Source organism: Stenotrophomonas bentonitica (assembly GCF_013185915.1).
GTDB classification, from domain to species: Bacteria; Pseudomonadota; Gammaproteobacteria; order Xanthomonadales; family Xanthomonadaceae; genus Stenotrophomonas; species Stenotrophomonas bentonitica.
In genome coordinates this window covers 529,694-554,180 of record NZ_JAAZUH010000001.1, presented here as the reverse complement: position 1 = coordinate 554,180, position 24,487 = coordinate 529,694, and the positions used below count along the sequence as shown (strand labels likewise).

The following is a 24,487-nucleotide window of genomic DNA, read 5'->3' as shown; positions in this document are numbered from 1 at the left end:
ATGCGCTGCTTGCCCAATCCCCGTACTTCGCTGCTCGCCGCTGGCAGCCTGCTGGTCCTGCTGGCCATCGGAATCACCCCGGTCAATGCACAGCATGGCGCACGTGGCGGCGGCCATGCGCGCGCCAGCGCACACAGCAACATCAACCGGCCGGTGGAGCGGCCGCATGGCGGCGACCATCGCGACGTCAACCGCGCTGCGAACCGTGATGTGAACCGCAACGTCAACCGCAACGTCAACGTGAACCGGAATGTGGACGTGCATGTCGACAACCACGGTCACTACGACGACCACTGGGACCGCTACGACGACCATCCGTTCGCCACCGCGGCGGCGGTGACGGCCGGGGTGGCGGTGACCTCGGCGGTGATCGGTTCGATCGTCAACTCGGTGCCGCCCAGCTGCGTGACCACGGTGATCAACGGCATGGCCTACCAGCAGTGCGGCAACACCTGGTACGAGCCGCGCTACAGCGGCACGACGGTGCAGTACGTGGTGATCAATCCACCACGCTGAACGCGCAGGCGAGGGCGCCTGCGGACAAGGGGGACATGGGAAGGAGGAGGTGCGCATGGTTGCACTGAATCGGCAGGACGGCGACCGCAGCCACGCGGAGGAACAGCTTCGCGCGCTGCTGGACGCCGTACCTACGGCACTGCTTCTGGTCGACCCGGAAGGCACCATCCGCTACGCCAACGATCGTGCTGCGTCGGTATTTGGCTATCCGCGCGCCGACATGGATGGGCGCGCCATCGCCCAGCTGCTGCCGGACCTGGGCGTCGTGGTGCGTCCACGCGGCGCGCCGACCTGGGCGGAGCAGACCCAGCCACTGCCGGGCCATGACCCGCAGGGACGCCGCCGTGGCGGCGACCACTTTCCAGCCGAGGTCATGGTCAACCGCGTGGATCTGGACGGGCGCATGCATCGGGTGGTGGCGGTCAACGACCTGACCGACAAGCGCAATGCCGAGCAGGAAATCGCCTTCGAACGCGAAAGCATGGCGCACATGTCGCGGGTGACCCTGGTCGGCGAAATTTCCGGCTCGCTGGCGCATGAGCTCAACCAGCCGTTGGCGGCGATCCTCAGCAACGCCCAGGCCGCGCTGCGGATCCTGCGCCGCGACCCGGGCGAAATCGCCGACATCCGCGAGATTCTCGAAGACATCGTGGAGAACGACCAGCGCGCCGGTGAAGTGATCCGCCGCCTGCGCGGCCTGCTGCGAAGGGAGTGCCGCAGCTTCGGGCCGCTGGTGGTGGATGAGATGGTCCACGATTCGATCCGGATCATCCGCAACGACCTGATCAACCGGGGGGTGGAGTACCGGCTGGACCTGCGCGCGCCGATCAGCCGGGTCCACGGCGATACCGTGCAGCTGCAGCAGGTGCTGCTGAACCTGATCCTCAATGCCTGCGACGCGATGGCCGACAGCCCGCAGCGGGTGCTCACCCTCTGTACCCACGCACCCTCCACCGACGTGATCCGGGTGGAAGTGCGCGACACCGGGCCGGGCATCGCGCCGGACCGGCTGGATGCCATCTTCGCCCCGTTCCAGACCAGCAAGCCTAACGGCCTGGGCATGGGGCTGGCGATCTGCCGCACCCTACTGCGCGCGCACGGCGCCAGCATCGAAGCGGCCAACCTGCCGGGCGGCGGCGCTGTGTTCTGCATTGATCTACCCATCCTGGAGTGACGCCATGAACACTGTCGTGCATGTGGTTGACGATGACCCCGGTGTGCTGACCGCGCTGGGGCGATGCCTGAAGGCCGATGGACTTGAGGTCACCCTCAGCGCGTCGCCCAACGAGTTCCTGACCCGCTATGACCCGGCGCTGGGCGGCTGTGTGGTGCTGGACCTGAACATGCCGGGCATGGACGGGCTGGCGCTGCAGCGCCTGCTCGGCGATTCCGGCCAGGCACCGCCGCTGATTTTCGTCAGTGCCACGGCCGACGTGTCCAGCTGCGCCACGGCGATGCGTGCCGGTGCGCTGGATTTCCTGACCAAGCCGGTGGACGTGGAGGTGCTGCTGGCGGCGGTGCGGCGCGGCATCGACCACGATGCGTCCACGCGCACGCGGCGGCTGGGCGAACAGCTGGCGGTGCAGCGCTACAACGCATTGACCCCGCGCGAGCGCCAAGTGCTGCCGCACATCATCGCCGGCCGCCTCAACAAGCAGATCGCGGCGGACCTGGGCATCTCGCTGAAGACCACCAAGGTGCATCGCAGCCGGATCATGCACAAGTTCGGGGTGCGTTCGGTGGCGGCGCTGGTGCGCCAGGCCGAACAGGCGCATGTGGTGACCTGCGCGTTCTGAGCCCTGCGGCTCAGGACATCGCCATCACCATCACCGTGCCCCAGGTGGTCAGCAGCACGTGGGCGATGGCCACCGAGCCGGAGTAGCCGATCACCGCGATGGAACTGCCCGAGCGTTCCTGCAGGGCCGCGAGGGCGGCCGTGAAAGTCTGCGCGCCGGAAATGGCGCCGAGCAGCAGTACCGGGGGAATCTTCAGCACCTTGTGCCCGAACCAGAGGCCGCTGAGCAGTGGGCTCATGGTGACCACGATGCCGCCCACGAACAGGCTGACCCCATGCTGCTGCATCGCCTCGACGAAGTGCGGGCCGGCGCCCAGCCCGACCATGGCCACGAACGCCGCCAGGCCGTAGGCCTGCATGAACTTGACCGCGCTGTCGGGCACCCGGGCAAACAACGGACGGCTGGCGCGCAGGTGGCCGGTGACGATGCCGGCCAGCAGGGCGCCGACACTGGTGCCGACCGTGACCGAGACGTTGCCCAGCGGCACGACGGCCACGATACCGAACACCGCGCCAAGGAAAACTGCCAACCCCACCGCGACGAAGTCGGTGGCCTCGGTGGCGTGCACGATGGCGCCCAGTTCGGCGGCCGCGCGTTCCACCGCCGGTTCCGGCCCGACCAGCAACAGCACGTCGCCGCGTTCGATCACGGTCTGCGTGCCGATCGGCATCTTCTGCCCATTGCGCAGGATCCAGCGCAGGAACACCCCGCGCACGGCATCGCCTTCCGCGATCTGCTGCAGGGTACGGCCTGCCCACGTGGCCTTGCTGACCAGGACCCGGTGCGAGGCCAACGGCACGTCGAGCAATGTCGGATCATCGACTTCGTCGGCCCGTTCGCCCAGCAGCTCCACCAGGGCGTGGCGGTGGCCGCCGATCGCGACCAGGTCGCCGGCCTGGAGGCGGGTGTCGGGTCGTGGCTCGATGAGTTCGCCTTGCTGTCGGATGCGATATACGAACAGGCGCTCACCGGGGAGCAGGCGCTCGGCTTCGGCTACGCTGCGACCGGCGATGGGCATGCCGGCGGTGATCCGGTAGGCGCGGGTGTCGAACGGCTGCCAGGCCGATGCCACGCCGGCGCGGGTGCGCTCGATCCCGAAGCGCTGCTCCAGCGCCAGCGCATCGTCCACCAGGTTGCAACGCAGCAGCCGTGGGCCGAAAACATTGCAGGTGAAGATGACCCCAAGTGCGCCAACCACGTAGCACAGGGCGTCGGCAACGCCGACATGGGCCACGTAGCGGGCCTTAAGCGCGTCGTCGATCGGAAGCCGCTGGATCGCTTCGGCTGCGGTGCCCATGGCCGGTGACTCGGTCAGTGCGCCGGACATCATGCCGGCGGCCAGCCCGGGGTCGAGCTTCAACCCGCGTGCCACCAGCAGCGCCACGACCAGGCCCACCACCGGCATGAATACCGCCAGCACCGCGTAGCGCCAGCCGTCGCCTTTCATCGCCGGGGCGAAGCGGGGACCGACTTCGTAGCCGATACCGAACAGGAACAGCAGGAAAACCAGCGACTTGGCGGCGGCGGCGACGGGAACTTCAAAGGCCCAGCCGAGCAGCATGCCGGCCAGCAGTGAACCGGTAACGCCGCCGAGCTGGAAGCCCTTCACCTTGAAGCCGCCGACCCAGTAGCCCAGGGCCAGCGCCAGGTACACGGCCAGCTCCGGGTAGCGGGTCAGCACCGACGCGAGCCAGGCCATATGGATCTCCTTGCCGGGTGCCTCAGAGGCTGGGCGGGTCGTAGTAGACCAGCAGGCGGATGTCGTCCAGGTCGCTGGACAGCGGGTCCTTCTGCTTCACGTGCGAATAGCGCACGCGCATCATCAGGCCCTTCAGCGCACCCTCGGCAATCGCCCACTGCGCGTTGAGGTTGTATTCGTCCTTGGCGTACTCGGTGGGCGAATCCGGGTCCGAGCCGTCCACGTACAGCGCGTACAGGCTTAGCCCCTTCAACGACTCGAACGCGTACGAGGCGCGCATCAACCAGGCGCCTTCGCCGTTGCGGTTGAAGTCCTCCACCTGCACGCTGGTGAAGCCGGGGTAACCGCTCCACGGGTTCTGCATGTTGGCGCCGCCGCTGGCGCGGGTATAGCCGGTCGTGAACAGCGCGCCTTTCCAACCGAGCTCGGCCTTGCCACCCCATTGCCGGGAGGAGAAATCGGCGTCGCGCAGCAGGTTGTCGCCGGCGCTGTCCTGGTCGGTGTACTGCGCGGCCAGGGTCAGCTTCCAGTCGTCGCCGAGCGGAATGCCGTATTTTCCCTCGGTGTAGAAGATGCCGATGATGTCGTTGCTGTGGTAGTAGATCGCACCGCCGCTGAGTTGCCCTTCTTGTAGTTGGCACCCAGCGTGTACACGCCGCGCTTTACCCAGGCCGGCGCGCCGGCGTCCTTGGCCATGTTCACGAACTCGTCCGAGTTGCGCTCCTTGATCTTGTCGAAATAGCCTGCGCCCACGCGCCATTCCGGGGCACCGTTCTCGCCGCCGTACAAGCCCTGCAGGGCCAGCGCCTGGAAAGTGTTGGGCGTCATGCGCGCGTCGTTGCGGTTTATGTAGGGCGAGTCGATGCCGAACCGGCCCAGTTTGAGCCGGGTGTCGTCGTTGAGCAGCACCTCGCCGTAGGCCTCGCCGAGCACGGTGTAGCCTTCCTGCCCGGGGGCGAGCAGCAGGGTGCCGTCCTTGTCGTCCGGGCCGTACAGGCGTTGCGAGGTGTAGCCGGTGGCAGCCAGCGCGAAGCGGTCGCGGAAGTAGCCGGTCTTCAGTCCCACCGAACCGCCCAAAGCCCACGCGGTGCTCTGGCTGTCGTCGTACTTGTCGCGGTCCAGGTAAAACGTGCGGGCCTGCACGTCCCACTTGGTGTCCTGCCACGCCTTGCGCCGGGTCTCGCGGATCCAGGTGGCGCGGTCGCGCGGGCCGAACGCCTGGTCGAGCGGGGTCTGGCCCTGTTCGGTGGAGCTGGGTTCGGATTCCACATACTCGTCGTCGGCAGTAGGCGGCGCCGTTGCGGGCGCCGTCTGTGCGGCGACCCACCCGGGCAGCAGCACCGCCGTCATCGCCATCAGTCGGGTGAGCGTCTTCATGCCGTTCTCCTAGTTCGACAGGACCATCGCGAAGTAACCAAACACCGTGTACAGCACGCCGGAGACGGCATACCCCACCGGGAACCCCACCCAGGGCACGGTGCTGCCGATCTCCTTGGCCGCTTCGCGGGCGGGCCCGGAATGCGAGCGCGAACCGGCCACGCCACCCATCAGCACGGCTGGGTTGATCTTGAAGAAGTGGTAGCCGATGGCCCAGGTGATGAACGGCGGCACGGTACTGGCGACGAAGCCGGCCAGGAAGATCTTGACCGCGATCGCACCGGTCAGCTGTTCCAGCAGCGTGGCACCGGCGTTGATGCCGACGATGGCGATGAAGGTCACCAGGCCCAGGTCTTCAAGGATGTTGCGCGCCGCGTTCGGGGTGCTGCCGAAGTAGCGCAGCCGCGACACCACGGAGGACACCAGGATGCCCGACAGCAGCAGGCCGCCGGCATTGCCCAGGCCCACCGAGAAGTCGCCCACCGGCACGTTGATCTTGCCGATCAGCAGGCCCAGCACCATGCCCAGCGACAGGGTCAGCAGGTCGGTGGTGGTGCTGGGGCGGGCGACCTTGCCGAGCAGTGCGGCGGCCTTGTCCACGGCGCTCTTCAGGCCGGTGACATGCAGCACGTCCAGCCGCTTCAGTTCGGTCTCCGCGCCGACTGGGAACGGTTCGCCTGCGCGTTCCAGGCGGGTGACCTGCAGCTGGCCGGCGAAGTCCTCGGTGGAGAGCGTCTTCAGCGGCTTGCCGACGAAGTCCTTGTCGGTGACCAGGATCTCGGCCTGGTCCAGCGGCACGTTGAGCGCCTGCGGGTCGTCCACTTCGGTGCCGATCAGGCCGAGGTTGGCGGTGAGGTCTTCGAGGCGGCCGCCGAGCGCGATCACATCGCCGGTCTGCAGCACCACGTCAGGCCCTGCGCCTACCGATTCATCCCCACGCCGCACGTTGACGATGCGGTACTGCGGGTACTTGTGGCGGAAGTCGGCGATGCTCTGGCCGGCAGTGCCGGCATTCTCCAGCCGGTAGGCACGCAGGCCACCACCGCGGTAGCCCGACAGCGCGGCGTCATCGACGTTGCGCACGCCGTGTTCCTTTTCGTACTCCAGCGCGGCCTTGCGGGCGTCCACGCCCCACCAGCGCGGCAGGTACTTGCAGATCAGGATGATGCCGACCGTACCCCAGATATAGGTCACGCCGTAGCCGAGCGCGATCATGCCGGAGACCTGTTCGGCGGTGGTACCGGGCGGCAGCTGGTAGGCGCCCTGTTCAACCGCCATTTCGGCGGTGCCGATGGCCGCGGACATGGTCTGCGACCCAGCCAGCACGCCACCGGCGGCACCGGCCGGCAGGCCGAGCAGGCCGGCCATGCCGACCACCAGCACCAGGCCGAGCACGGCGCAGATCACCGCCAGGATGGTGAAGGTGATGCCGTCCTTCTTCAGGCTGTTGAAGAACGCCGGCCCCACGCGCAGGCCGACGCCATACATGAAGAGGTAGTAGAAGAGCGACTTGGCGAAGTTGTCCAGCTGCAGCTTGACGCCGTAGGTGGAGGCCCAGGTCGCCAGTGCGGCGCCGACCACGACCGCCGCGGCGACCATGCCCAGGCCGTAGCCCTTGACCGAGAATTTGCCGACCAGCACCGCCATGCCGACGGTGAAGAACAGCAGGATGTACGGGTTGTCCGCGAGGAACTGGAAGAACGCTTGCATGGCGAAAATCTCCTGTCCTGGAAAGGGGGTTCACTGCAGCGAACGGGCGCGAACACCTTCCAGTGCGTCCGGTTTGATCAGCTTGATGCCCTGCGCGGCGTGGTAGCCGTGGATTTCCTTGACGTCCAGCTTGCGCATGAACGCGATGGTGTCGGCGGTGATGACCTGCCCGGGCACCATGATCGGAAAGCCGGGCGGGTAGGGGATGACGAAGTTGGCCGAGACCATTTCCGGTCCGTCGCGCAGGCGCTTGTCGACTTCGTCGCTGAACAGCTTGACGAACTCGCAGTTGGACTCTTCATAGGCCATGAAGAACGCCGGGCGCATGTGGCCTTCGTTGCTGTCGCCGTCCGGTGCTTCGCGGAACGCGTCGTGGAAGCGGCTGAAGTTGGGCAGGTCGGGCACGTCGGTCATCAACGCGCGCACGCGGTCGGCGAACACCTGGCGACCACCGGCGCCCTCCTGGGCCAGGCGCGATTCGATCTCGCGCGAGAGGTCAGCCAGCGCCTTGATCAGCAGCGCGGCGTCGCTGTGGGTATTGTTGATGTTGGTCTGGACCAGGATGCTGTTGCGCGAGGTCTTGTTGATCTGGATGTCGAAGCGTTCGGCCAGCAGCCCCTTGAACTGGGTGCCGTCGAACCCGGCCGCGCCGCAGACCACGGTCAGCCGGGTCGGGTCGAGCGCGAACTCGTCTTCGTCCCAGGCGCGGGTGGTGTCGGCCCAGCTGGCATTCGGCGGGCCGTAGTCGCGCAGGCCGGAGGCGCGGAACTCCGCCGGAATCATCTCTTCCGGCGTGGCCACGTGGAAGTACTTCGAGATCAGCGGGTGGGTGTTGATGGTGCGACGCAGGCGCAGCGCCAGGTCGGTCATCTTCAGGGTCAGTCCGTAGCCCTCCAGCTCCATCTGCCGCCGCGCCAGGTCGAGCGAGGCGATCAGCTGCAGGTTGGGCGAGGTGGAGGTGTGGGCGAAGAACGCTTCCTCGAACGGACCTTCCACTTCATGGAAGTCCTCGTCCCAGACCAGCATCATCGAGCCCTGGCGGAAGGCGGACATCGACTTGTGGGTGGAGTTGGTCTGGTAGACGCGGATGCGCACCTTGTCCGGATCGGGTAGCAACCGTTCTTCCAGCTGCAGCGGATCCCCCGGGTCGACATCGCCGCGCGCGGCCTTCCAGTCCGCATACTCCTTGCGATAGGCGTCGCTGCGGTAGCGCTCGGTGAGTGCGGCGGCTGCGCCCATCGCGGTGCGGCGGCGGTGCAGCGGGTTGAAGCGGGCGAAGCCAAACCAGGCTTCATCCCACAGGAAGATCAGGTCCGGCTTGATCGCCAGGCACTCCTCCATCACCCGGCGCGGGTTGTACATGTGGCCGTCGAAGGTGCAGTTGGTCATGTCGATGACCTTGACCCGGTCCAGCGTGCCGCCGGCCTGGCAGTCCAGCAGCGCCTGCTTGATGGTGCGCAGCGGCACCGCGCCGTACATGGAGTACTGGGTCAGCGGGAACGCTTCCACGTAGTACGGCTGCGCGCCGCTCAGCACGAAGCCGTAGTGGTGCGATTTGTGGCAGTTGCGGTCGACGATGACGATGTCGCCGGGTTTGCACACCGCCTGCACCACGATCTTGTTCGAGGTGGAGGTGCCGTTGGTGCCGAAGTAGGCGCGCTTGGCGCCGAACGCGCGCGCCGCGGCGTTCTGCGCGCGCTTGATGGTGCCGGTGGGTTCGAGCAGGCTGTCCAGGCCGCCGGTTGTGGCGGAGGACTCGGCGAAGAGGATGTTGGTGCCGTAGAACTGGCCCATGTCGCGGATCCAGTTCGAGCCGAAGATCGACTTGCCGCGCGCGATCGGCAGCGCGTGGAAGGTGCCGATCGGGCGCAGCGCGTACTTCTTCAGGTTGTCGAAGTAGGGCGTCTCGAAGCGGTCGGCGACGCCATCCAGCAGCGCCAGGTGCACTTCCATCGGCTCTTCCACGTGGTGGAACACGCGGCGCAGTGGCGCGGCTTCGTCGCTGCCGGCCAGCGCTTCGGGCGAGCGGTCGGTGAGCAGGTACAGGTCCAGCTCGGGACGGAAGTGTTTCAGCGTGCTGGCCAGGCGGGTCGACAACGCGCCGGTGCCGGTCGTGGGCGCGGCGGCGTCCGGGCCGAGTTGCCGGCCGAGGAAGTCCTTCAGGTCGGGCACGTCCAGCAGCGAGGCGAAGCCGAAGCCATCCACGATCACCACGGCCTGCAGGTCGGGGTTGACCATCGCCGCCAGCGCGGCGTCTTCGAAGCTGCCGGCATGGGCCACCGCATACAGGAACTGATCGTCTCCGCGGCGCATCGCACGCATTTCATCGCGGGCGCGCTGCCACTGGGCGGGATCGTTCGGGGTTACCACCAGCACTTCAAAGTACGGCTTGTCCGCATTGCCGAGCAGTTCCGGCGGAAGTGCGTCGAGCAGGGTACGGTCGCTGTCGTCGCTGGCGTCCCACGCCTGCTCGTCGCGGCGGAAGTCGCCGGACAGGATCGCGGCGGACAGCTTGCGTGCCAGCCGGGCGAACTGGGCAGCGTCATTGCTGCCCAGCGCTTCAGTCAGTGCGGTGAGCAGGCGCTCGCCCGGGTAGGCCCAGCATTGTTCAAGCCGGCGCAGGCGGGCCAGGCCGTTGGCGCAGGCACCGCGCAGCGCGGCGCTGTCGCCGTTGCCGGCGGCCCAGGCACGGGCGTCGGCGTTCAACTGGCGCCACTGGTCGGCACGCATCGAGGCGGCGACCAGCACATTGGAAAGCTCCGCCGGGGCGGCAGTGTCGACACTCATGGCATGGCTCCGGAAACGGCAGATCGGTGGAGGACTGGCGCCCGCTGTTCAGGCAAGGGCCGTGATGGTTACGTGCGCAGCGTAGTGATGCCTTCCTCACGCCGAAATTGGCCCTTGGGCCCATGCCGCCGCGTAGCCCCAAGGGCCAATAGCCGGGGTGACAGGCCGCGCCCAGCATGGCGACACCACCCACTTCATCGGAGTTCCCGCAATGGCCAAGCGCATCCTGACCCGGGCCCCCGCCCGCACCCTTCTCCTGGTGGCCGCGCTCACCGCGCTGGGAGCGTATGCCGCCGACGAGGCCAAGACCAAGCTGAAGGGGGTGATCACCGCGGTGCAGGGCGACACCATCACCGTGGTCGACCAGAGCCGCACCGCGCATACCGTGACGGTCTCGCCGGAGACCAAGCTGAAGAAGACCAAGGGCCTGACCAACGTCATTCATGAAAAGGTCGACAGCAGCGTGCTCGCCGCAGGCTTGCCGGTGACCGTGGAAGGCACCGAAAGCGGCAGCCAGCTGGCCGCGCGCGAGATCAGCTTCCGTTCCGAGGACCTGCGCACCACCCGGCAGATCGAGGCCGGCATGGCGACCACCAACGCCGAAGTCGGCGCGATGGGCAAGCGCATGGATGAGTTCGGGACGTATGAACAGCTGGATGCGGTTGATGTGACCTTCGATTCGGGCAGCGCGAAACTCTCGGCGGCAGCGAAGTCCAGCCTGGACACGTTCGCGGCCAAGGCCAAGCAGACCAAGAATTATGCGGTGGTGCTGCAGGGCTTCACCGATTCCACCGGCAACGCGGCGGCCAACCAGCGGCTGAGCACCCAGCGCGCCAATGCGGTGGCCAACTACCTGCAGCAGAACGCCGGGCTGGCCCCGGGCCGGGTGCGCGCCGGCGACGGCATGGGCGTGGCCCCGGACGCGGGCAGCGGCAGCAACAGCGGCGCGCGCAAGGTGGTGGCCAAGCTGGTGGTGGACAAGGGCGTGCAGGCCGGCGCCAAACCCTGAACCCGGTAGACGGCGCGCAGCGATTGCGCAAGCGGAGGTTGCATGCATACCCACACGATCCAGGCGCTGGCCGCCGCCCTGCTGCTGGCGTTCGGCGCCGGCGCGGCCGCTGCGCCGCCGTCGACGCCGGCCAAACCGGCGTCCGGCAGCACGAGCGCGAAGACGTCGTTCTCGAAGGAACAGCTGGACCAGATGCTGGCCCCTGTCGCGCTGTACCCGGATTCGCTGCTGGCGCAGGTGTTGATGGCGTCCAGTTACCCGGGTGATGTGAGCGATGCGGTCGCCTGGTCCAAGGCGCATCCGGATGCCAAGGGCGAAGACGCGGTGCGCCAGGTCGCCAACCAGGCGTGGGACCCCAGCGTGCAGTCGCTGGTGGCCTTCCCGCAGCTGCTGGCCGTGCTGGGCCAGGACCCGGCCTGGGTGCAGAAGATGGGCGACGCGTTCCTGGCCCAGCCCGACGCGGTGATGGACTCGGTACAGCGGCTGCGCCGCCAGGCCGAAGCGGCGGGGAATCTCAAGAGCAACGAGCAGCAGAAGGTGGCCACCCAGGCCGGCTCCGAATCGTGGACGCCGCCGACCATCGTGATCGAATCGGCGCAGCCGGACGTGGTTTACGTGCCCAGCTACAACCCCAGCGTGGTGTATGGGAGCTGGGCGTACCCGGCGTACCCGCCGTATTACTATCCGCCACCGCCGTACTACTACCCGGGCGGGGCGCTGCTCAGCTTCGGCATCGGCGTTGCGGTGGGCGGTGCGCTGTGGGGCGACCTGGACTGGGGGCATGGCGATATCGATATCGACGTGAACCGCTACAACGAGTTCAACAGCAACCGCCAGATCAACCGCAATGACAGCAAGTGGAAGCACAACGCGGCCAATCGTGACGGCGTGCCGTATCGCGACAGTGCGACCCGTGAGCGGTTTGCCGGACAGCGTGACGGCACCGCGCAACGCGAAGGCTATCGCGGTCGCGACGACGCCCGCGGTGCCGAGCGCGACCGCGCGCGGCAGTCGATGGAAAGCCGTGGCTTCGAGCCGCCTGCCACCAGCAACCGCGAGGCGCGTGAGCGTGCCGGCGCATCGCAGCGCGAGATGGGGCAGCGGCACGGTGGCGCAGATACAGGCGGCTTCCAGAACCGTGGCCAGGCGGGTGCCGGCCAGGGCCGTGGACAGGGCAGCGTCGGCCAGGGCCGGCCGCCGGGCAGCCAGCATGACAATGCCTTCAGCGGTGCGCGTAATCCGCATCAATCGCTGTCCGATGCCAACCGGGGCCATCGCAGCATGCAGAGCTCACAGCGCCCGGCCAGTTCGCGTCCGCAGGGCAGGCCGATGAGCCGGCCGGCGGCTGCGCCCCGTGGTGGTGGTGGCGGCCGTCGCCGCTGAACGGAGACTTCCCATGATCGTTCGATTTTCCGTGTTGACCTTGGCCTGCACTGCGTTGCTGGCGCTGCCGGCCGCGGCCCAGCAGACCTACCCCACGCCTGCCGCCGCAGCCGACGCCCTGATCGCCGCACTCAAGGTGCGCGACCAGCAGCCGGAGCAGGTCGCCACCGTGCTCGGTGCCGACTGGGAGCTGTACGTGCCGCGCAACAGCATCGACCGCCAGGACGTAGACGCGTTCGTTGCGGCCTACCAGGCCAAGCATGCGATCAAGGCCGGTGCCAATGGGCGTTCGTTGCTTGCGGTGGGCAACGAAGGCTGGACCTTCCCGCTGCCGCTGGAGAAGACCAGCGGCGGTGTGGCGTTCGACCTGAAGGGTGCCGAGCCGGAACTGCGGGCGCGCCGGATCGGCCGCAACGAGCGCGAAGCGGTCCAGGCAGTGCTGGCCTACCGTGACGCCCAGTTCGAGTACGCAGAGCGCGACCGCAATGCCGATTCGCTGCCCGAGTACGCGCAGAAGCTGCGCAGCAGCGAGGGCAAGCACGACGGTCTGTACTGGCCGGCCGACGCCAGCGGCGAAAGCCCGCTCGGCCCGCTCTTTGGCGGTGAGACGCCAGAGGACGAATGGCATGGCTACCACTACAAGGTCCTGCTGGGGCAGGGTGCGTCGGCACCGCGCGGCGCGTATCCGTACACGGTGGCGGGCGCGCTGACCCGCGGCTTCGCGCTGGTCGCGTGGCCGGCACACTACGGCGACAGCGGGGTGATGACCTACACCATCAGCCACGCCGGCGAAGTGTTCGAAAAGGACCTCGGCCCGGAGACGGACAGCCAGGCGCGTGCGATGACGTTGTTTGATCCCGATAGCAGCTGGACCGAGGTCAAGACCGACGCAACCGCCGCCCGTTGACGGGCGGCGTATTCAATTTCAATGGGAATCCGGGGCGTCCAATGGGCGCCCTTCCCACATCTCCCTCGGTACGATCTTCGCCGACTCCGGATCCGCTTCGTAATTCGGCGACATGATCTGCACCCCGGCCGCGTTGAACGCATCCTGGATGTTGGCGTGCAGCGCGCTGCGGACCTGCCAGCGGCGGCCGACGTCGATCACGCGCGCACGCAGCGTGTAGCCCACCGCGAAGTCGCCCAGCTCGGACTGCGCCACGTGCGGCGGCGGCTGCAGCACCACGCCGTCGGTCGCCGCTGCCGCCTGCAGCAGCAGCCGGTGCACCTGGCGCCAGGGCGCGTCGTAGCCGATGGTGACCGGGGTTTCCAGCCACATGCCCGGGCCGTCCGGGTCGCGCGAGTAGTTGCGCAGCTCGCCGGACAGCACCACGTTGTTCGGGAAGCTGATCTCCACGCCCAAGGGCGTGCGCAGCCGCGTGGTGAACAAGCCGATCTGCTGCACCACGCCTTCGGTGTCGCCGATCCGCACCACGTCGCCGAGCGCCATGGTGCGCGAATAGAGCAGGGTGAAGCCGCTGGCGGCCTGGCCGATGATGCTCGACGCGCCCAGCGAGACCATCAAGCCGACGAACACGCTCAAGCCCTTGAAGGCATCGGTCTCGGCGCCGGGCAGGTAGGGGTAGGCCATCGCCAGCGCGAACAGCCAGATCACCACGGTGACGATCTTGCGGGTCGGTTCGGCCAGTGGCTGGTCGATGCCGACGAACTGGAAACGCCCCGTGGCCACGCCTTCGAACACGATGCGCACCGCCTGTACCACCACGCGCGCGGCGAGGAAGATCAGCAGCGCGGTGAACAGGTCCGGCAGCGCCTGCAGGGTCGCCTGGCCGAACTGCGAGAAGCGCCCGGCGATCCAGCCGCCCATCGCATCGGCCCAGGGCTGGGTGTACGGGAAGCGCCCGAACACGAAGCGCAGCCACTCCTCCAGCAGCACCAGCACCAGCAGCCACCCGACCAGTCGCCCGAGGCTGCGCGCACTGGTGACCAGGCCGAACAGCAGCTGGCGGGCGGAGGGACTGCGCAGCTGCTGCACCCGGTGCTGCACCAGCGCGTCGACCCGGCGGCGCATGCGTCGCGCGCACGAGCGCACGAACCACAGCAACGCGAATGCGACCACCGTGGCCAGCAGCGCCCACGCCGCGCCGCCGAGCAGGCGTTGCGGCAGCCGTGCTTGCTCGGCCGCATCCACCGCGACCTGCATGCGCTGCACGGTGCGATCGCGCAGCTGGGCGAAGCTTTCATTGCCAAGCACGTCGCGGTCGGCCGGGGTCAGCACCGTGACCAGCTGGCCGCCGGCCAGGATCACCACGCCCTGCGCCACCTCCTGGGTGGTGAGCTCGGCGCGGCCGGGGAGGTCGACAATGCGGGCCAGGTTGGCTTCCGCCGCGCGTGCACGCATCGACGGACTGTTGCCGTACAGAGGCGCGCGGAAGGTGACCAGCTCGCGATTGAACCAGCGGGCGGTGGCGGCGGGGGCCCCTGCGACCGGTGCGGTGACCGACGGGGGCGCCGGTGTCGCGCCGACTAGACCGGGCGCTGCCCACAGGGCCAACAGCAGCAACCAGGGCAACAGGCGTATAGGGACGGGCAGGACCAGGCGTTGCATGGGCGTTACCTGCTTATCGGGACGGTGCACTGCTGCGCAGGCCGACCAGGCGCGCCACCAGCAGGGCCAGGAACAGCTGGCCGGTGATCGCTTCCAGCGTGGCCAGACCGCGCGCCACCTGGCTGACCGGGGTGATGTCGCCGTAGCCCAGCGTGGCCAGGGTGACGAAGCTGAAGTACATCGCGCTGCCCATGCCGAGGCCCTCGTGCGCCGGTTGCCCGCCCACGGCCATGGAGCCGGGGGCGATGGCCGAAACCGCGGCAAACACCACGCCGCCGCACAGGCCCAGCAGCAGGTACGCACTCAGCGCAGCGGCGAGGTGTTCACTCTGTACACGTTGGCTGGACAGTGCATAGCGCACTGCGTGCCACGCAGCCACGGTGGCCAGCACGCCCCACAGCACCGCGCCGGTCAGTGCCAATGCGCCGCCCGCGTCGCGCGCCCACCAGCGCAGGCCCTGCGCAACCACCACCAGCACCAGCAGCAGGTGCCGCTGCACGCGCTCGCCGATCGGAAACAACGCGGCCAGCAGGCTCACGCACAGCAGTAGTTCCATGACCCGGTGGCCGAACGACATCGCCTCGAGCAGCGGCCCCAGGGTAAGGGTGACCAGCAGCGCGCCGAACAGGATCGCGTAACGGTGGCGGCGCAGCAGCGGGAGCAGGGGCGGGCGCATCGGCGGTCAAGCCATATCGGGCACGAACCAGAACAGCGTGGCCAGGATCACGTACAGGCCGAGCAGCTGCACGCCGCGTAGCCAGTCCGAGCGCCCGTCGCTCGCCACCTGGCCGGTGATGATCACCGCCACCAGTACGCTCAGCAGCAGGCCGGGGCCAAACTCCAGGCTCATCGGCGCCGGGCCGACCACGTAGCTGAGCAGGACCAGCAACGGCGCGACCAGCAGCGCCAGCTGCACGCCCGAACCCAGCGCGATGGACAGGCTCAAGGTCATCAGGTTTTTGCGTGCAGCGACCAGTGCCGTGGCCTGTTCGGCGGCACCGCCGATCACGGCAAGCACGAACACACCGGTGAACGCATCGGAAAAACCCAGCTGCCGGCCGGCCGGCTCCACCACTCCTACCAGGATCTCGCTGAGCCAGATGATGCCCAGGCTGGTGCCGCCCAGCAGCAGCGCGGCGCGACCGTTGGACATCGGTGCGCCATGCACGTCGTGGGTCACGTGTTCTCCGCCACCCCTGCGCGACGCGCGCAGCGTGAACACGACCGTGGCCAGATAGACCAGCAGCAGGACCCCGGACAACACCAGGCTGATGTCCTGCAGCGTGTTGGCCGCGCCGGGCACGACCGCCTTGTAGGACGCCGGCAGGATCAGGGTGAACACCGCCAGGGTCAGCATGGTGGCCTGCATGCGGGCGCTGCGCGCGTCGTAGCGCTGCTCGCCGTTGCGCAGCCCGCCCAGCACCATCGAAAGCCCGAGTACGAACACGATGTTGCCGATGATAGTGCCGGCAATCGAGGCCTTGACCATGCCGTGCAGGCCTTCGCGCAGCGCCGCCAGCGCGATGATGAACTCGGCGGCGTTGCCGAAGGTGGCATTGAGCAGGCCGCCGATGCTGGGCCCCAGCCGCGAGGCCAGTGCCCCGGTGGCGCGCGACATCAACGCGGCCAGCGGCACGATCGCGAACGCGGTGGCCCCGAACACCAGCAGGGCGTTGTCCGGCATCAGGTAGTGCAGCACGATGGCCAGCGGCACCAGCAGCAGCATCCAGTACATGGCGTTCCCTTATCTGGGTGGCGTTTCGCCGGCGGTCCCGGCGTCGGGTGCGGGCACGGCCTCGGCGCTGTAATCACCGCCCAGTGCCAGGTACAGGTCCACGCGCCGGCTGAGGCGGTCGCGGCGCAGGCTGAGCAGCGCGGAGCGGGCGGCCAGGGTCTGCATGTCCTGGGCCTGCACGGCGCGCTGGTCGGCACGGCCGATCCGTTCGGACTCGCGCACCTGGCGTGCGGCCTGCTCATTGGCGGCCAGCGCGTCGGACAGCAGCGCTTCGCGCTGGCCCAGCACGCGTTCGGCAGTGAGTGCGTCTTCCACTTCGGCCAGCGCTACCAGCGCACGCCGCGCGTAGTCGGCCACCGCCTGCTTCTGTTCGGCCGAGCGCAGCCGCACCTGCCCGCTGAGCGCGCCACCGGTGTACAGCGGCACGATGCCGGTGGCCGAGACGCTGGAGGTGGTCTGCTCCAGGTCGTCGCGGGTGCGTACCGCCGCATTGCTGAGCCGGCCATAGCCGGCCGACAGGGTCAGGGTGGGCAGCATGGCCGCACGGGCTTCGCCGACCTTGTCGAAGGCGGCGGCGACGCGGCGCTCGGCGGCGTACAGGTCCGGGCGGCGGTTCAACGCATCGATGGGCACCCCGGCCGGTACCGATCCGGGCAGCGGGGTCAACGCGGTCGCCGCCTGCAGGGTGGCGCCGGGATAACGTCCGAGCAGGATTTCCAAAGCACGCGCGGCACTGCGGCTGGCCAGTTCGGTCTGCTGGCGCGCGTCTTCGAAGGTGGCCGCATTCGCGCGTGCGGCCAGGGTGTCGTTGGAACTGCCGGCGCCGACCCGTTCGCGCTGCCCGGCCAGCTCCGCCAGCTGCTGGCCGCTGGCGGCGACCTCGGTGGCCAGCTGCAGCTGCAGGCGTGCTTCGGTGGCGGTGAACCACGCGCGCGCCACGCTGGCTGCCAGCGACTGCTGCGCATAGCGATAGTCCGCGTTCTGCGCGTCGCTGGCGGCCATGGCCGCGTTGCGCGCGTAGCGCAGGCGGCCCCACAGGTCGATTTCCCAGCTCATGCGCAACATCAACCCGCTCAGCAGCGGTACCAGATCGGCGATGGGTTTGGAGCCGGCGCGGCCGATCAGGCCGATCGCCGGGCGCAGCTGCGCCTGCGCGATATCGACCTGCGCGTTGGCCTGTTCGACCCGGCTGGCGGCGATCAACAGGTCGGGATTGCGGTCCAGCGCCTCATGGACCAGTGCGGTGAGCTGCGGGTCGTTGAACGCGGCCAGCCACCCACGGTCGACCTGCGCCTGGCTGGCCTGGGCCGACCAGTTCGGCGGAATGGCCACCGTGTTCAGGGCCTCGGCGCGGATCTGTTCGGCGGTGGGCTCGGGTTTGGTGGCGCAGCCGGCCAGCGCGATGGCCAGTGCGAGACCGGCCATGCGGGGCAGTGGCGAGCGAGGGGGTGCGGGCGGGCGAGGGTCCATGGTCGGCTCAATGCAGCTTGAGGACGAGCCAATCCAGCTTGCTGCCCACGCGCAGGATCACCCGGCGCACGATGTGGATCAGCTTGCCGTGCTCGGTGTAGATCGCGCCCTGGCCCTGCGCGCCCATGGCGATGAAGGTGTCGCGGTCGCGCCCGTCCGGCCGCAGCCGCACCGCGATGCGCCCGGGCGGCAACGGGGTGGCGCCGCTCTGCGGAATCATGCCGCTGATCGGCAGCTGGCCGGTGCCGGAGGCCCACACCACCGAGTCGACCCGGCACTTGATGATGCGGTTGGGGTACACCTTCAGCGCGATCTCGGCCTCGTTGCCGGGCGCCACGTTGCCAAGTTCGTTCTGCGCGAACATCGCCAGGATCCACTGCTCGCGCTCGACGAAAGTCATCACCGGAGTCAGCGGCAGGCTGGCGGCATAACTGCCTTCGCGCAGCTGCAGGTTGATCACGCTGCCGTCGGCCGGCGCGCGCACCACGGTCTGCTCCAGCTGCCAGCGCGCTTCCACGATCTGCGCCTGCAACTGCACCAGCCCGGCCTGGGCCTGGGCCACTTCGGAAAGCTTGCCGTCCTGGGTCTGCGCTGACAGCTTCTGCTGCACCTGGGCCATCTGCGCGGTGGTGGAGACCAGGTCAGAGCGCAGGCTGGCCGCTTCGGTCTGTGCCTGTTCGTGGTCGAAGCGCGAGCCGGCGCCCGTGCTGGCCAGCTCACCGGTCTGCTGCTGGCGGCGTTCGGCCAGCTGCAGGCGCACGGCCAGCGCTTCGCGGGTGGCGCGCGCACCGCGCAGCTGCTCGCCCAGTTCGCGCTGGTAGGCGTCGGCGCTGTCCAGCTTGGCCGACAGTTCCGGCAATTTGGCTTCCAGTGCGGCCAGCTGCTGCTGGTAGGGCACCGGGTCGATCCGGAACAGCACGTCGCCCTTGCGCACCGGGCGGTTGGCTTCCACCGGCACCTCGATCACCCGCCCGGTCACCCGCGGCACCACCTGCACCACGTAGTTGATCGCGCGCACGTCGGCCGACGAGGGCGCGACCACGTTGAGGATCAGGATCAGCGCGGTGATCGCGAAGATCGGCAGCGAAATGACGATCACCTGCGAAACGAAATTCCACGGCAGCCACTTGAACTTGAAGAAGATCAGCCAGACGAAGAACGAGTAGATGAGCAGTAGGATGATTTCCATGGCCTAGCCCTGCGTTCCGTGGGTGGGGTCGGGGCGGCCGGCTTCAACCGCGGCCAGCCGGCGTTCCAGCATGTCCACCCGCTGCTGCCACTGTTCGGCGGTCGGCACGGCGGGTTCGGGCTCCAGCGGCGCTTCCACCCGCGCGTCGTGCAGCGGTGACAGGGCCGCGTCGTGGTCGTCGTGGCTGGCCTTGTCGGTGCCGTAGGCCATCTTGTGCAGCACCGGCTTGGTGTAGGCCCACAGCCACGCCAGCGGCCAGAGCAGGCCGCCGAACAGCAGCGAGAGCAGGCACAGGGTCTTGATCGCGTCCAGCTGCGGGTGGTGGCGCTGGTGCGCGATCTTCTCCGGCAGGATGTGCACCATCCAGAACACCGCGATCAGCACCACCGGCACCACGATCAGCGCCAGCCAGGCGATGGCGTTGGCCATGGTGTCCAGCGCGTCGCCGCTGAGGAAGGAGGCGTGCGCGTCCGGCGTCCAGCACAGGCCGAGGGCCAGCAGCAGAAGCCAGGCGGGCAGGGCCAGTGGAGATGAACGGTTCATGGTGCCTCCGGTCGGCCGGCGGGTGGGGGGGTACGGCGTCGGCGATGTCGGTCGATGGCGGCCTGGGTGGCGCCGATCAGGGCGTCGCCGTCGACCGGTTTGCACAGATAGGCGTCGGCACCGCGGTCCAGTGCCTCCTGCCGGCTTTCGGCGGTGTCGTTGCCGGTGACCATCACCACCGGGATCCGCAGCGACTGCGCCCGCATGCTGTCGAGCACGTCGAACCCACTGGGGCCGGGCATGCGCAGGTTGAGGATCACGCAGTCGGGCAGGCTGCGTGCGGCATGGCGCAGGAACTCCGACCCCGATTCGTAGGCCAGTACGTCGAACCCGGCCGAACGGAGCAACCGGCGCAGCGCGAGCCGCACGTCGTCCTCGTCGTCGACCACCGCAACCACTGGCGCTCGTGCTGTCATTGGCGGAAAACATCGCCTGCACCGGCAGCGGCGACAATTGGCCCTTGGCCCCATGTCGGGGTCGTCGACCGGTAGTTTTGCTGGCCGCACTGCGTAGTTATTCGGATGACCACGCGGCGTTGCCGGGGCTAGGCTGGAGGCCAGTCCACGAAATGGGAGTCGTGTGTGATGAAAGCCTTTGCGATTGCGGTCCTCGCCACGGCGCTGGTTGCCTGTACGACCACGCCCACCGTCCACACCGACTTCGACCCGGGCGCGAACTTCGCCTCGTTCAAGACCTACACCTGGGCGATGAAGCCGCAGGGCGGCTCCCCGCTGGTGACCCAGCGGATCGTGGACGGGATTGACGCGCGCCTGGCCGCCCGCGGCTGGACCCAGTCGCCGAACGGCGACGTCGCAGTGGCCGCGCATATCGTGACCAGCCAGCGGCAGACCCTGGACACCTTCTACACCGGCAGCAACATGGGCGGCTGGGGCTGGCGCGGCGGCGCGTGGGGCGGCGGCATGGGCATGGGCTCGGCCACCACCACGGTACGCACCTACGACGTCGGCACGCTGGTGGTGGACATGTTCGACGCCAAGAGCAAGCAGGCGGTCTGGCGCGGTACCGCCAGCGCCACCGTGCCGTCTTCGCCGGACCGGGTCAACGCCACCGTGGAAGCCGGCCTGGACAGGCTGTTTGCCAGCTTCCCGCCGGGCAGCGCACCGGCCAAGTGAGCGCGCACCACCTTTGACGTTTCACCGCGCGGCGTCGTGCCGAGGCCCATCCCTCCCACCGGCACGATGCCGCGCACTTTTTGACGAGGTGCAGGGTGGCGACACGTGCGAGCGCGGCCGTGCTGTGCCTGATGCTGGCTGGGCTGGTTCCGGCGCACGCCGCCGGGACCGAAGACGCGGGGCAGGCCGCCCCGGCGCACGGCCTGTCGGTGTTCCGTGACAGCGAAGACGGTCGCTTCGACATGTCGCGCTGGTTGCTGGAGCACCGTGGCTTCCTGCCGGTGCCGATCATCATCACCGACCCCGCGGTGGGCAATGGTGGCGGCCTGGCGCTGGCGTTCTTCCACCGGCCCGCGGATTCCGCTGCCACGCGGCCGGGCAGCGATGGCCGGCAGCAGATGGTGGCGCCGGACATCTACGGCGGCGCGGCGATGCGCACCGAGAACGGCACCAAGGCCTACGGCGTGGGCGCCTCGCTGCATTTCGACGAAGACCGCTGGCGCTATCGCGGCGGCGTGGCCAAGACCTCGATGAACCTGGGCTTCCACACCCCGGGCACGCGGCTGCCGCCGCTGGAGATCGACTACAACCTCGATGGCCTGATGTCGTTCCAGCAGGGCTTCCGCCGGCTGGGCGACCGCGACCTGTTCCTCGGCCTGGCCTGGATCTACATGGACCTGGACGTCGGCTTCGACGTCGCCTCGGACCGCGATAACTTCACCCCGCCCGAGCTGGCCTCGCGCAGTTCCGGGCTGGGCATGTCGCTGCAGTACGACAGCCGCGACAACACCTTCACCCCCAACAGCGGCTGGCTGGGCATGGCCGAGGGCAACTTCTACATGCCCGGGATCGGCAGCGACACCGCGTTCCAGAGCTACCGCGCGCATGCGTTCGGCTATTGGCCGCTGCTGGACAAGCGGCTGGTGCTGGGCGGGCGCGTGGACACGCGCTGGGCCAATGGCGAGATCCCGTTCTACCGGCTGCCGTACATCGACCTGCGCGGGATCGGGTCGGCGCGCTACCAGGACACCCGCGCGGCGGTGCTGGAAACCGAGCTGCGCTGGAACATGACGACACGCTGGGCATTGATCGGCTTCGTCGGCGCCGGGCGCACCTGGGGTCGCCACAACAGTTTCGGCGACGCCGACAACGAAGTCTCCAAGGGCGCCGGGTTCCGTTACCTGATCGCCCGCCAGCTCGGCATGCATGTCGGCGTGGACTATGCATGGGGCCCCGAGGACTCGACGTTCTACATCCAGGTAGGGAGTGCATGGCGATGAAACGCTGCCTTGGCTGGTTGCTGCTGGCGCTGCCCGGATTGCCGGGCGTGGCGTGGGCGGCGGAGGAAACCGAAGTACTCAACGGCACCCAGTGTGGCCATCGCGAGCCGGGCGACACCCGCCCGCGGATCGGGGTGGCGCTCGGCGGTGGCGGAGCGCGCGGCATCGCGCATGTGCGCATCCTGAAACAGCTGGAAGCGCTGCACATTCCGGTGGACTGCATTGCCGGCACCAGCGCCGGCGCGCTGGTTGGTGCGCTGTACGCCTCGGGCAAGACCCCCGAACAGATCGAGAAGGTGGTGCTGGACACCAACTGGATGGCGATGTTCAGCGATACGCTGCCGCGCCGCGAGCGCTCGCTGCGCCGAAAGGGCGACGACTACGAACAGCTCGCACCGATCGGCATCGGCCTGGGCGGGCAGGGCAAGCGCATCCAGCTGGCCGGCGGCATGGCGCAGGGCGAGCGGTTGATCGCGCTGTTCGAGACCGCCACCGGCGGCAGCCGGGTCAGTGGCGACTTCGACGATCTGTCCATCCCGTTCCGCGCCATCGCCACCGACCTCAACACCGGCGAGGCGGTGATCCTGGACCACGGCAGCCTGCCGCTGGCGATGCGCGCCAGCATGTCGCTGCCCGGCATCTTCCGGCCGATCACGATTGGCGACCGGGTCCTTCTGGATGGCGGCGTCGCCAACCAGGTGCCCATCGACGTGGTGCGTGCGATGGGCGCCGACCGCGTGATCGCGGTGGATGTGGGCACACCGCTGACCGAGCTGGACCGCGACGCCAGCCTGGTCGACGTGATCGGCCAGCTCAGCGGTTTTCTCACCACCCGCAATGCGCAGCGTCAACTGGACACGCTGGGGCCGCAGGACCTGCTGATCTCCCCGCCGCTGACCGGCAAGGTCGCCACCGGCGACTTCGACAAGGCAGCACTGGCGCTGGAGATCGGCCAGCAGGCCGCCGATACAGCCGCGCCAGCGTTGCGGGCGTTCTCGCAGCCGGAGCCGGCGTGGCAGCGCTGGTACGCGGTCCGAGAGCAGCGCGCCGCGCGTGCCGCACCCGCACCCATCGAGTTCATCGAAGTCCGCAACCACACCGCCTACGCCGACGAACTTCTGCTGTCCTACCTGCCGGTTGAAGTGGGCAAGCCGCTGGACAGCAAGGGCATGCAGGAAGGCGTGCTGCGCGCTTACGGCATGGATACCCTGGCCAGCATCGGCTATGAGGAGACCCGTCGCGATGGCCGGGTCGGCGTGGTCATCACCGCCTATGAAAAGCCGAATGGTCCGGCCTACCTGGAAGCGGGGTTCCGGCTCAGCAACGACCTCGACGGCAACCACGAAAGCAACCTGCGCGCCGGGCTGCTGTTCGCGCCGCTGTCGCCGTATGGCGCAGAGGCGCGGGTGACGGTGCAGCTGGGCAGCGAGCCTGCCATCCAGGGCAGCTACTACCATCCCTTCGATGTCGGCAACCGGTATGCGTTCGAGGCTGCGGCCGGTTATGAAACGCGCAGCTTCAACGTCTTCGACGACCAGGGCAACAAAACCTCGCGTTACCGCGTGCAGCGCACCGGCGCCAGCGTGGACCTGGCCCGCAACGTATCCAACGTGCTGACGCTGCGGGTCGGGGTGGAGCGCTTCGCCGGCAACGCGCGCATGGACATCGGTTCGCCGCAGGTGCCGCGCACCTCGTTCGACGAAGGTGCGCTGACCGCCAGTGCGACCTATGACAACATCGACAGCGTCTACTTCCCGCGCAACGGATTCCTGGTCAATCTGGGCACCTACCAGTCACAGGAATGGCTTGGTGCGGACACCCGGTTCGGGCAGATCGACCTGGATGCGGTGGGCGCGTTTCCGATCGGCAGCAATGCGGTGCAGCTGGGACTGCGGTACCACGTCACGGCGTCGGGCACCGCCCCGCTTCAGAGCCTGTATCGTCTCGGCGGGCGTTGGCGGCTGGCAGGGTTCCAGCAGAACCAGCTGACCGGCCAGAACTACGCGCTGGCCTTTGCAGGCTACACCTACGAGCTGGGCAAGGTGCTGGGGCGCTCGGCGCAGGTCGGCGGCACGGTCGAATACGGCAACGCATGGCAGCGCCGTTCGGACATGTCGATCAGCGACGGGATCTGGAACGGCAGCCTGTTCCTGGGCTTCGACTCGTGGATCGGGCCGCTGATCTTCGGCATCGGCATGCGCGAAGGCGGGCACCGCGTGGTGTTCATCGAGTTGGGGCAATCGTTGTAATGAGGAGCCGGCCGGCGGCCGGCACTACGCGCAACGGCGTGC

General features: G+C 68.5%; 21 protein-coding genes. 9 read left to right on the top strand and 12 right to left on the bottom strand.

The window, feature by feature from the left end:
• Genes HGB51_RS02400 through HGB51_RS02390 form a run of 3 tightly spaced genes read left to right on the top strand, consistent with a single transcriptional unit; the run spans position 1 to position 2,312 of the window.
• Positions 1–516 carry a hypothetical protein gene (locus HGB51_RS02400; protein WP_070206555.1) on the top strand — a complete coding sequence of 172 codons (516 nt, stop codon included), beginning with the start codon at positions 1–3 and terminating at the stop codon, positions 514–516.
• 55 nt (positions 517–571) lie between these two features.
• A complete protein-coding gene (locus HGB51_RS02395; protein ID WP_070206556.1) occupies positions 572–1,690 on the top strand; it encodes a two-component system sensor histidine kinase NtrB in 1,119 nt (372 codons plus the stop codon).
• Positions 1,691–1,694: 4 nt separating this feature from the next.
• Positions 1,695–2,312 (top strand): response regulator transcription factor, encoded by a 618-nt coding sequence (locus HGB51_RS02390; RefSeq protein WP_070206557.1) that lies wholly within the window; start codon positions 1,695–1,697, stop codon positions 2,310–2,312.
• Positions 2,313–2,322: 10 nt separating this feature from the next.
• On the opposite strand, the gene HGB51_RS02385 is transcribed toward HGB51_RS02390, so the two are convergent.
• Genes HGB51_RS02385 through HGB51_RS02365 form a run of 5 tightly spaced genes read right to left on the bottom strand, consistent with a single transcriptional unit; the run spans position 2,323 to position 9,885 of the window.
• The gene (locus HGB51_RS02385; RefSeq protein WP_070206558.1) at positions 2,323–4,011 is read right to left on the bottom strand and encodes an aspartate-alanine antiporter-like transporter; all 1,689 of its coding nucleotides are present in this window, start codon (positions 4,009–4,011) and stop codon (positions 2,323–2,325) included.
• A 22-nt stretch (positions 4,012–4,033) separates the two neighbouring features.
• Positions 4,034–4,558 carry an OprD family outer membrane porin gene (locus HGB51_RS20370; RefSeq protein WP_343034367.1) on the bottom strand — a complete coding sequence of 175 codons (525 nt, stop codon included), beginning with the start codon at positions 4,556–4,558 and terminating at the stop codon, positions 4,034–4,036.
• Positions 4,531–5,388, bottom strand: coding sequence for an OprD family outer membrane porin (locus tag HGB51_RS20365; RefSeq protein ID WP_084738813.1), 858 nt, complete (start codon positions 5,386–5,388; stop codon positions 4,531–4,533). The genes HGB51_RS20370 and HGB51_RS20365 overlap by 28 nt, the downstream gene beginning before the upstream one ends.
• A 9-nt stretch (positions 5,389–5,397) precedes the next feature.
• Entirely contained in the window at positions 5,398–7,098 is a 1,701-nt protein-coding gene (locus tag HGB51_RS02370; protein ID WP_070206561.1) for an aspartate:alanine exchanger family transporter, read from the bottom strand.
• Positions 7,099–7,128: 30 nt separating this feature from the next.
• Entirely contained in the window at positions 7,129–9,885 is a 2,757-nt protein-coding gene (locus HGB51_RS02365; protein WP_070206562.1) for an aminotransferase class I/II-fold pyridoxal phosphate-dependent enzyme, read from the bottom strand.
• Between the two features lie 211 nt (positions 9,886–10,096).
• Here HGB51_RS02365 and HGB51_RS02360 point away from each other — a divergent pair, with 211 nt between their 5' ends.
• From HGB51_RS02360 to HGB51_RS02350, 3 genes are read left to right on the top strand one after another with little or no spacing between them, the layout of a single operon-like run.
• Positions 10,097–10,894 carry an OmpA family protein gene (locus tag HGB51_RS02360; RefSeq protein ID WP_070206563.1) on the top strand — a complete coding sequence of 266 codons (798 nt, stop codon included), beginning with the start codon at positions 10,097–10,099 and terminating at the stop codon, positions 10,892–10,894.
• Between the two features lie 42 nt (positions 10,895–10,936).
• Positions 10,937–12,277: a DUF3300 domain-containing protein gene (locus tag HGB51_RS02355; RefSeq protein WP_070206564.1), complete on the top strand. Its 1,341-nt coding sequence runs from the start codon at positions 10,937–10,939 to the stop codon at positions 12,275–12,277.
• A 13-nt stretch (positions 12,278–12,290) separates the two neighbouring features.
• Positions 12,291–13,184 carry a DUF2950 family protein gene (locus HGB51_RS02350; protein WP_070206565.1) on the top strand — a complete coding sequence of 298 codons (894 nt, stop codon included), beginning with the start codon at positions 12,291–12,293 and terminating at the stop codon, positions 13,182–13,184.
• A gap of 18 nt (positions 13,185–13,202) precedes the next feature.
• Here HGB51_RS02350 and HGB51_RS02345 read toward each other — a convergent pair whose 3' ends face one another.
• From HGB51_RS02345 to HGB51_RS02315, 7 genes are read right to left on the bottom strand one after another with little or no spacing between them, the layout of a single operon-like run.
• Complete coding sequence (locus tag HGB51_RS02345; RefSeq protein ID WP_141738998.1) at positions 13,203–14,846, bottom strand: mechanosensitive ion channel family protein; 1,644 nt, start codon at positions 14,844–14,846, stop codon at positions 13,203–13,205.
• 13 nt (positions 14,847–14,859) lie between these two features.
• Positions 14,860–15,522: a potassium channel family protein gene (locus tag HGB51_RS02340; protein ID WP_070206566.1), complete on the bottom strand. Its 663-nt coding sequence runs from the start codon at positions 15,520–15,522 to the stop codon at positions 14,860–14,862.
• Positions 15,523–15,528: 6 nt separating this feature from the next.
• The gene (cax, locus tag HGB51_RS02335) at positions 15,529–16,581 is read right to left on the bottom strand and encodes a calcium/proton exchanger (RefSeq protein WP_070206567.1); all 1,053 of its coding nucleotides are present in this window, start codon (positions 16,579–16,581) and stop codon (positions 15,529–15,531) included.
• A gap of 9 nt (positions 16,582–16,590) precedes the next feature.
• Positions 16,591–18,006 (bottom strand): efflux transporter outer membrane subunit, encoded by a 1,416-nt coding sequence (locus HGB51_RS02330; RefSeq protein WP_070206568.1) that lies wholly within the window; start codon positions 18,004–18,006, stop codon positions 16,591–16,593.
• A gap of 52 nt (positions 18,007–18,058) precedes the next feature.
• Positions 18,059–19,240 (bottom strand): HlyD family secretion protein, encoded by a 1,182-nt coding sequence (locus HGB51_RS02325; RefSeq protein WP_070206569.1) that lies wholly within the window; start codon positions 19,238–19,240, stop codon positions 18,059–18,061.
• 3 nt (positions 19,241–19,243) lie between these two features.
• Complete coding sequence (locus HGB51_RS02320) at positions 19,244–19,783, bottom strand: DUF3302 domain-containing protein (protein WP_070206570.1); 540 nt, start codon at positions 19,781–19,783, stop codon at positions 19,244–19,246.
• On the bottom strand, positions 19,780–20,199 hold the full coding sequence (locus tag HGB51_RS02315; protein ID WP_171966716.1) for a response regulator transcription factor: 420 nt from the start codon (positions 20,197–20,199) through the stop codon (positions 19,780–19,782). Before HGB51_RS02315 ends, HGB51_RS02320 begins: the two co-directional genes overlap by 4 nt.
• A gap of 168 nt (positions 20,200–20,367) precedes the next feature.
• On the opposite strand from HGB51_RS02315, the gene HGB51_RS02310 reads away from it, so the two are divergent.
• From HGB51_RS02310 to HGB51_RS02300, 3 genes are all read left to right on the top strand, one after another.
• Positions 20,368–20,916 (top strand): DUF4136 domain-containing protein, encoded by a 549-nt coding sequence (locus HGB51_RS02310; protein WP_070206572.1) that lies wholly within the window; start codon positions 20,368–20,370, stop codon positions 20,914–20,916.
• A gap of 95 nt (positions 20,917–21,011) precedes the next feature.
• A complete protein-coding gene (locus HGB51_RS02305; protein WP_256123581.1) occupies positions 21,012–22,196 on the top strand; it encodes a BamA/TamA family outer membrane protein in 1,185 nt (394 codons plus the stop codon).
• On the top strand, positions 22,193–24,445 hold the full coding sequence (locus tag HGB51_RS02300; protein ID WP_171966715.1) for a patatin-like phospholipase family protein: 2,253 nt from the start codon (positions 22,193–22,195) through the stop codon (positions 24,443–24,445). Before HGB51_RS02305 ends, HGB51_RS02300 begins: the two co-directional genes overlap by 4 nt.
• Positions 24,446–24,487: the final 42 nt, after the last annotated feature.